We start from the raw sequence: 6913 nt of genomic DNA on the forward strand, positions 1-6913 counted from the left end.
GGTATAAATTAGTTTTTAGGATAAAGGTAAAAAGGAGATCACATACCTCCATTTTTTAAGACAGTTAAAGCTTATTTGTGAAAATAAGTACACTTAGAACCATATTAATGATAGTTAATATAAGAAAAATAGCGCTTAATACTATACCAGTAATGGCAAAACCTCTTTTCTGTGACTTAACCCCAATTCCACCCATTATAAGGCCTACAATAGTAGTAGGTAATCCGAAAAGTGGTATTAACCAAGTTATTATGCTGCATAATCCAAGAACCAGTGAAGCTATAGCTTTGCCATTGTTTCTTTCTAGATTAGTATTAAGTTGTGATTCATTTACTGGGAATTGTTCCATTTTTATATACCCTCCTAAAAATTATAATTGTTTTCTTTAAAAACAGTAGCATTATCTACTGAACTATTAACCTGGTAAATTTCATTATTTGAGAGTCTTTTCCTCATTCTCCTTAGCAAGAATACCATTAAAATAACACTAACTATCAAATAAGGAATTGTTAGGAATTCTGTATAATATAGAATTACTGGAATTATAAGTGTACCTAAAAGGTTATATACTATATGAATTATGATTGGTGCAAAAATAGAATGTGTCCAATGGTAAGCTAAGGCTAGTGCAATAGCGAGAATTGTAGTGTAGATTCCCTGAAGTATATTTCCATGGAAAAGTCCAAATAAAATAGCTTGTATTATAATAGCTGTTTTAAGATTAATTCTCTTTTTCAACTCATTAAAGATGATTCCTCTGAAAAATATCTCTTCAAAGATAGGTAACAATATTGTCATTAATAGTAAGTTCCAACCAGAAGTTAAGGAATTTGCTATGGTTTCATTGATATACTCATAGCTTGTGAAAAAAACTGACAGAATATTAGTTAGGCTTACAGAGAAGAAGCTGGTTACTATGGCTATTAATATAACATGAAGACTATTTCTAAGGGATATTTTTCTGATTTCTAGAAAATCTTTAATGCTCCTGTGACAATATTTAATAACTATTAAAAATACAGCTAAGGATAGTAAGGATATAAAAGCAGTAATAGGTATAACTACTTTGGCCATTTCTTCTACTATTTTTTCTTCCCTTTCATTGAAATATTTAATACTATAATAAACTACTACGGGAATGTATACCACAATACTAAAACCAAAATATATGAGGATATATCTTAATACACTCCAAATAGTTGAAAAGAACTTTTTCATAATAATCCATCCCCCCTTTATTATGAATATGTGAAAAAAATAAATTTTACCACATTTTGTTATTAAAATAATATTTTGCAATGATAAGTATATTTTAAGGTCTCTGATTATATTTGTAAAGGAAATGTTTTCTTTTTCATTTTTTTGAGGTATTTAGTACTATTTATTTTAAAAAGTATCATAAAATGATGAGACTATTACTTCATAAAAACAGAAAAAAGTGTTGACAATACTAAAGGGTAACATTAAAATAATTTTAACGTTAAAAATATTTTAACGTTAAAATTATTTTAATATGGAGGATTTCAGCTATGGAAAAGGTTATTGAAAATAAGAAGGTTAATCTAAAAGAACTAGTGCTTTATAAGGATTATATGCTTTTATTTATTGCTAATTTTATTTCAAGATTTGGTGATTCCATAGATGCTATAGCATACAGCTATATGGTGTACGAGCTCACCGGATCTAAGATGATAATGGGAGGATTATTTGCAGTAAATTTTATTCCTAACATAGTTTTATCTCCCTTTGCAGGTGTTATAGCAGATAGATTTAACAAGAAGAGGCTTATTGCTATGGGGTATTTGGGAAGAGGTATAATGGTATCTATAATTGCCCTTATGCTAGCTACTAATATTCTTAAACCTTGGCATCTATTTGCTTTTACATTTATTAATTCTACCTTTGAAACCTTAATGAGCCCAGCAACCATGTCCATATTACCCTTGATAATAACAGAGGATATGTATCTTACGGCAAATTCTTTCTCAAATTCAGCCTTTAAATTTGCTGAGTTGCTAGGTACTGCTATGGCTGGGGTATTTATTGCTCTCATGGGCACATCTGGAGCAATCTTTATTGATGGAGCTACCTTCTTTATAGCATTTTCAATAATTTCCTTCATGAGGGTAAAGGGTGACAAGATATCTAAAGAGAAAATAGAAGTTAAAGCCTATATTAATGATATAAAGGAAGGTTTCAACTTTGTAAAAAATGACTATCTAATAAGAACAGTACTAATATTATTTGCTCTAATGAATTTTTGCCTATCACCTATAAATGTGCTTATGCCAGCCTTTGTAAGTGAGAATTTAAAGGCAGAGGCTTCTGTTTTAAGCCTTATTGAATCTGCCATTATTATTGGTATGATACTTGGGGGCGTTGCTGTAGCCTCAATAGGTAGTAAGGTAAAGGGTCATACCTTAATGAGCTGGGGTATGATAATTTTTGGTCTTAGCTACAGCTTGCTTTATTTTCCGGGCAATATTTTATCCCCTGGAATATATTCAACTGCCTTGAGTACCTTTGCTGGTTTCTTTTTAGGATTTATGATTCCTTTTACAACATCACCTATGACTACTAAAATAATGATAAATACAGAAAAGACCATGATGGGAAGAGTGGGGGCATTTATGACAATGGTAAGTTGCTGTGCTATTCCTTTAGGTTCTTCTATTACTGGAACTATAACAGAACTTTTACCCATGACTACCATATTTGCTATAATGGGTGGTATAATAATATTACTAGGTATAAGGGCTAAGGTTAATAATAAATTGAAGGAAGCAGCTTGATGAAAGAGGCGATAGTATTTGGAAGATGTGAAGGTTTTAAAAACCATAGAGGAAATTAGGGCCATATCGGACCCTTATAGAAATAAAATTTTGAATTGCTTTTATAGAATTGGCGAGCCTATTACAGTAAAGCAATTAGCAGATGAGCTAGGAGAAGTACCAGCCAAGGTTCATTATCATGTTAAGAAGATGGAAAAGGCGGGAGTTTTGACCTTGGTATATACAAAAAAGGTTAATGGTATAATTGCAAAGTACTATGAACCTACAGCAAGAGTCTTCAACTTGGTAGGAGAAGATGGTGCAATGGATCCTGTAAAGATTAATGCGGCTCAAAAGGCTATTGCTGAAGTTTTTGAGGATGGTAAGAGAACCTTTCTAAAGCAAATGGAATTACTTATAGATGAAGTGAAGGATAAAGATAAAAATAAGAGCAAAAATAAGAAAAGAAAATCCTTTAACAACCAAGTAGGTACAGAAAATATTTATCTAACAGATGAAGAAGCCATGGATCTACTTAAATATATTAGCGACCTTTTTGAGAAAAAGAGAAAAAAGCCGGCGGAGGAAAAGGAGGATATTAAAGAATATCAATTTTTCTACGCTATTACAAAGATAAAAGATAAATAAATTTATTGAAAAAGGGGAAATTATTATGACAACAGTAGTTGAAAGATTCTTAAAGTATGTAAAAATCGATACCAGATCCGATGAGGATTCTACCACAGTGCCAAGTACTGCAAAGCAGCTTAATTTGGCTAGGGAATTAGTAAAGGAAATGGAGGAAATGGGACTAAAGAATGTATCCTTAGATGATAATGGATATGTAATGGCAGAGCTTCCTTCTAATATAGATAAGGATGTGCCAGTTATAGGCTTTATAGCTCATATGGATACATCACCAGATATGACTGGAGAAAATGTTAACCCACAGATAGTAAAGAACTATGATGGCGGAGACATAATACTTAATAAAGATCAAAATGTAGTACTATCACCTAGTGAATTTCCAGAACTAAGAGATTATGTAGGTCAGGACTTGATAACTACAGATGGAACAACTCTATTAGGGGCTGATGATAAGGCTGGAATAGCAGGTATACTTAGTGCTATGGAATATTTAATTGCCCATCCAGAAATAAAGCATGGTACTATAAAGATTGGCTTTACTCCTGATGAAGAAGTTGGCCGTGGGGCAGACCACTTTGATGTAGAAAAGTTTGGAGCAGATTTAGCTTACACTGTAGATGGTGGTAGAGTAGGAGAATTAGAATACGAAAGCTTCAATGCAGCTGCCGCAAAAATTAAGATTAAGGGAAGAAATGTTCATCCTGGATATGCAGCAGGAAAGATGGTAAATTCCATATTAATCGCCAATGAGATAGTAGGAAGTTTCCCAGCAGATGAGGTGCCAGAAAAAACCGCAGGCTATGACGGTTTCTATCATCTAAATTCCATCCATGGTGAAGTAGAAGAGACAAACCTGCATTATATAATTAGAGATTTTAGCAGAGAAAACTTTGAAAGAAGAAAGCAGTTTGTAGTTGACCTTGTAGAAAAGATGAATAAGAAGTATGGTGAAGGAACTGTTATACTAGATTTAAATGATCAGTACTACAACATGAAGGAAAAAATCGACGAGGTTAAGTATATAGTAGATATTGCCTTCGAAGCTATGGAAGCCGTTGGGGTTAAGCCTATAGTAAGACCTATAAGAGGAGGTACTGATGGCTCTAGATTAAGCTTCATGGGACTTCCTACACCTAACATCTTTGCTGGTGGAGAGAACTTCCACGGAAAGTATGAATATGTTCCAATCCAGTCCTTAGAGAAGGTTGTTGAGGTTATTGTAAAAATTTCAGAGCTTTTTGCAGAAAGATAGGATTTGCAAGATATAAAAGAAGCTTTATGGAATTTGTTGTTGAGGTTAGCAAAAAAATTATACTTTTTAGGGAAGTTAATTTTTGAACTGCCACATAACAAGTAGATAATCAAATTAATTAGAGTATTATGGATATTAGGATGCGTGGTTTCCATATTGCAAAGAAGCCATGCATCCTAATCTTTTTTGATTTTTTAATTAATTAGACAGTCTGCTTTGGAAGTATCATATCAATTTAGAGTTCAGTTAAATCTCTTGATATCTCAGTTTCGCTTTTTTCCAATATTTTAAGACTTCTTTGCAATTTTAAGAATACAACGTAAGCTAGATAGCCTAAAATACCACCACAAATATATAGAATCATATCATCTATGTCACAACTTCCAAGCATAAAAATTAATTGAGAAACTTCAATAGATAATCCAATTAAAACAGTAATAAATAAAGTATAGATCATTTTTCTTCGTTTGCTAATCAACATAGGAAGTAAAAAACCCATGGGACAAAAGGCTAGAATATTACCTAATAAGTTGGTTAGTACAATATGATAACTTTGTCCACTACTTAAATAATAAGCGATAGTCTTAAAAGGTATAAAATTAATGGTGTTTAACTTTTCTAACCAAGTCAAGCGTCCCCTAAAATGAGCTGCTATATGTATTGCATCTCCACCTTTTAACAATACAAGATAAAATAAAACAAATATATAAAAGATAAAAATGAGGTGCTTGGCTATTTTAATAACTTTTGAGTTTGCTTGTCCGTTCATTGAGAACATCTTCGTATACTTTTAAGTTTTACTAATAAATATTACCACTAATTGAAGCAGTATTTCCACTTGCACCCCATGCATATATTTTTAGCCAGTAATTACTTGATGTTGTTGTTATATTAAACTTATATGTTCCTGTCTTGGTAATATTATTAATTTCACCAACTTTAGTTAAACCGCGATAAAGCAGTATATCAGAGTTAGTTGCACCATTCATACTTTTAATTAGTACTATTGCTGTACCTGGAGATAAAGTATAATATACACCATTTGACTTACCATCAACCACACCATATCCTGCTGTCCCAATTTTAATGGATGCACTGAAAGAACTTCCACTGCCGCCTTCAATTGGAGCTATAGCTTGTATTTTATTACCAGCATCAATTGGAGCTATAGCTTCCATTCTATTCCCACTATACGCTTGAACTGGAACAACTGATGATATTAAGAAAACTAAAGACAAGATGAATACTTGAAATAATTTTTTCAACATAAATCACTCCTTTAGCAAATAATTATTAAAATGCGTACAATCACTAAATAATGTATATTATATAAAATTATTTTTGATTATACAATTAAAAACTTAATATACTTTATATAGAATGAAATTGAAAAACTTTATATAATTCTAGTTTTAACCTATAAATTATCGGTTAAATAGTTTGTTTTATATTAGAAGAGAAGGAGAGGTTCATGCTTATAAATTAAAATAAAAGTTAAAGAAGTATAAAAAAAAGAAATCAAAAGAATATCTTGCCATAAAAAAACGACCTCCAATCGTTAGAGCTTTAGGTCTAACTTTTGGAAGTCGGTATAGATCATCTGTTCTTTTAATTATCTCCTCTATCTTTACTGAAGAAGAATAGGGCAATGGTTCCAGGGCCAGAATGGGACCCTACAACCGGTCCTACATAATTGATGATAACATCCTTAACCTTAACATTTTCCTTGATGAGCTTTTCAAGCAATCTTGCATCTTCTTCACAATCTCCGTGGCTTATAGCTATAACCTGATTTTCAGGATCTATAATTCTTTCCTTTAATGTATCTGCCAAGGATTTGATAGATTTTTTTCTTCCTTTAACCTTAGTAACAGGCACTAGCTTACCTTCTGTATTAACTTTAAGTATAGGTTTAATATCTAGTAATGTTCCTAAAATAGCGCTGGTAGAGGAAACTCTTCCTCCTCTTTTTAGATGATGAAGATCATCTACCGTAAACCAATGGTTTAATTTTAACTTGCTGTTTTCTACCCAGTTAACAACGTCTTCCTTGGAATCTCCTGTCTTTAACTTTTCACAAGCGTTATAAACTAATAATCCTAAGCCTAAAGAAGCGCATTTAGAATCAATAATAGAGATATCTGCATCTGGATTTTCTTCTAATATTGCATCTCTTGCAATGCAGGCACTGTTGTAAGTACCGCTTAGGGCTGATGAGAAGGCTATATAAATTAAGGAATAG

The 6913-nt window shown here is 32.1% G+C and carries 8 protein-coding genes; 3 read left to right on the forward strand and 5 right to left on the reverse strand.

What is annotated here, in order from left to right; translation table 11 throughout:
- Positions 1 to 64: 64 nt before the first annotated feature.
- Positions 65 to 349 (reverse strand): DUF4190 domain-containing protein, encoded by a 285-nt coding sequence (locus tag N3C_RS09025; protein ID WP_074365707.1) that lies wholly within the window; start codon positions 347 to 349, stop codon positions 65 to 67.
- A gap of 14 nt (positions 350 to 363) precedes the next feature.
- Positions 364 to 1218 (reverse strand): CPBP family intramembrane glutamic endopeptidase, encoded by an 855-nt coding sequence (locus N3C_RS09030; protein ID WP_074365708.1) that lies wholly within the window; start codon positions 1216 to 1218, stop codon positions 364 to 366.
- Positions 1219 to 1529: 311 nt separating this feature from the next.
- Here N3C_RS09030 and N3C_RS09035 point away from each other — a divergent pair, with 311 nt between their 5' ends.
- From N3C_RS09035 to pepT, 3 genes are read left to right on the forward strand one after another with little or no spacing between them, the layout of a single operon-like run.
- The gene (locus N3C_RS09035) at positions 1530 to 2792 is read left to right on the forward strand and encodes an MFS transporter (protein ID WP_074365709.1); all 1263 of its coding nucleotides are present in this window, start codon (positions 1530 to 1532) and stop codon (positions 2790 to 2792) included.
- A gap of 27 nt (positions 2793 to 2819) precedes the next feature.
- Positions 2820 to 3419, forward strand: coding sequence for an ArsR/SmtB family transcription factor (locus N3C_RS09040; RefSeq protein ID WP_074365714.1), 600 nt, complete (start codon positions 2820 to 2822; stop codon positions 3417 to 3419).
- Between the two features lie 25 nt (positions 3420 to 3444).
- Positions 3445 to 4671, forward strand: a complete 1227-nt coding sequence (pepT, locus tag N3C_RS09045) for a peptidase T (protein WP_074365710.1) — start codon at positions 3445 to 3447, stop codon at positions 4669 to 4671.
- Between the two features lie 235 nt (positions 4672 to 4906).
- Here the strand turns inward: pepT and N3C_RS09050 are convergent, their stop codons facing one another.
- The 3 genes from N3C_RS09050 to N3C_RS09060 form a co-directional block, all read right to left on the reverse strand.
- Positions 4907 to 5440, reverse strand: coding sequence for a VanZ family protein (locus N3C_RS09050; protein ID WP_074365711.1), 534 nt, complete (start codon positions 5438 to 5440; stop codon positions 4907 to 4909).
- A 31-nt stretch (positions 5441 to 5471) separates the two neighbouring features.
- On the reverse strand, positions 5472 to 5849 hold the full coding sequence (locus tag N3C_RS09055; protein ID WP_143312641.1) for a hypothetical protein: 378 nt from the start codon (positions 5847 to 5849) through the stop codon (positions 5472 to 5474).
- Positions 5850 to 6279: 430 nt separating this feature from the next.
- A partial coding sequence (locus N3C_RS09060; protein ID WP_074365713.1) for a DegV family protein occupies positions 6280 to 6913 on the reverse strand: 634 nt, incomplete at its 5' end.

The sequence above is a fragment of the Clostridium sp. N3C genome, assembly GCF_900095445.1.
In the GTDB taxonomy this organism is placed as follows: domain Bacteria; phylum Bacillota; class Clostridia; order Clostridiales; family Clostridiaceae; genus Clostridium_AU.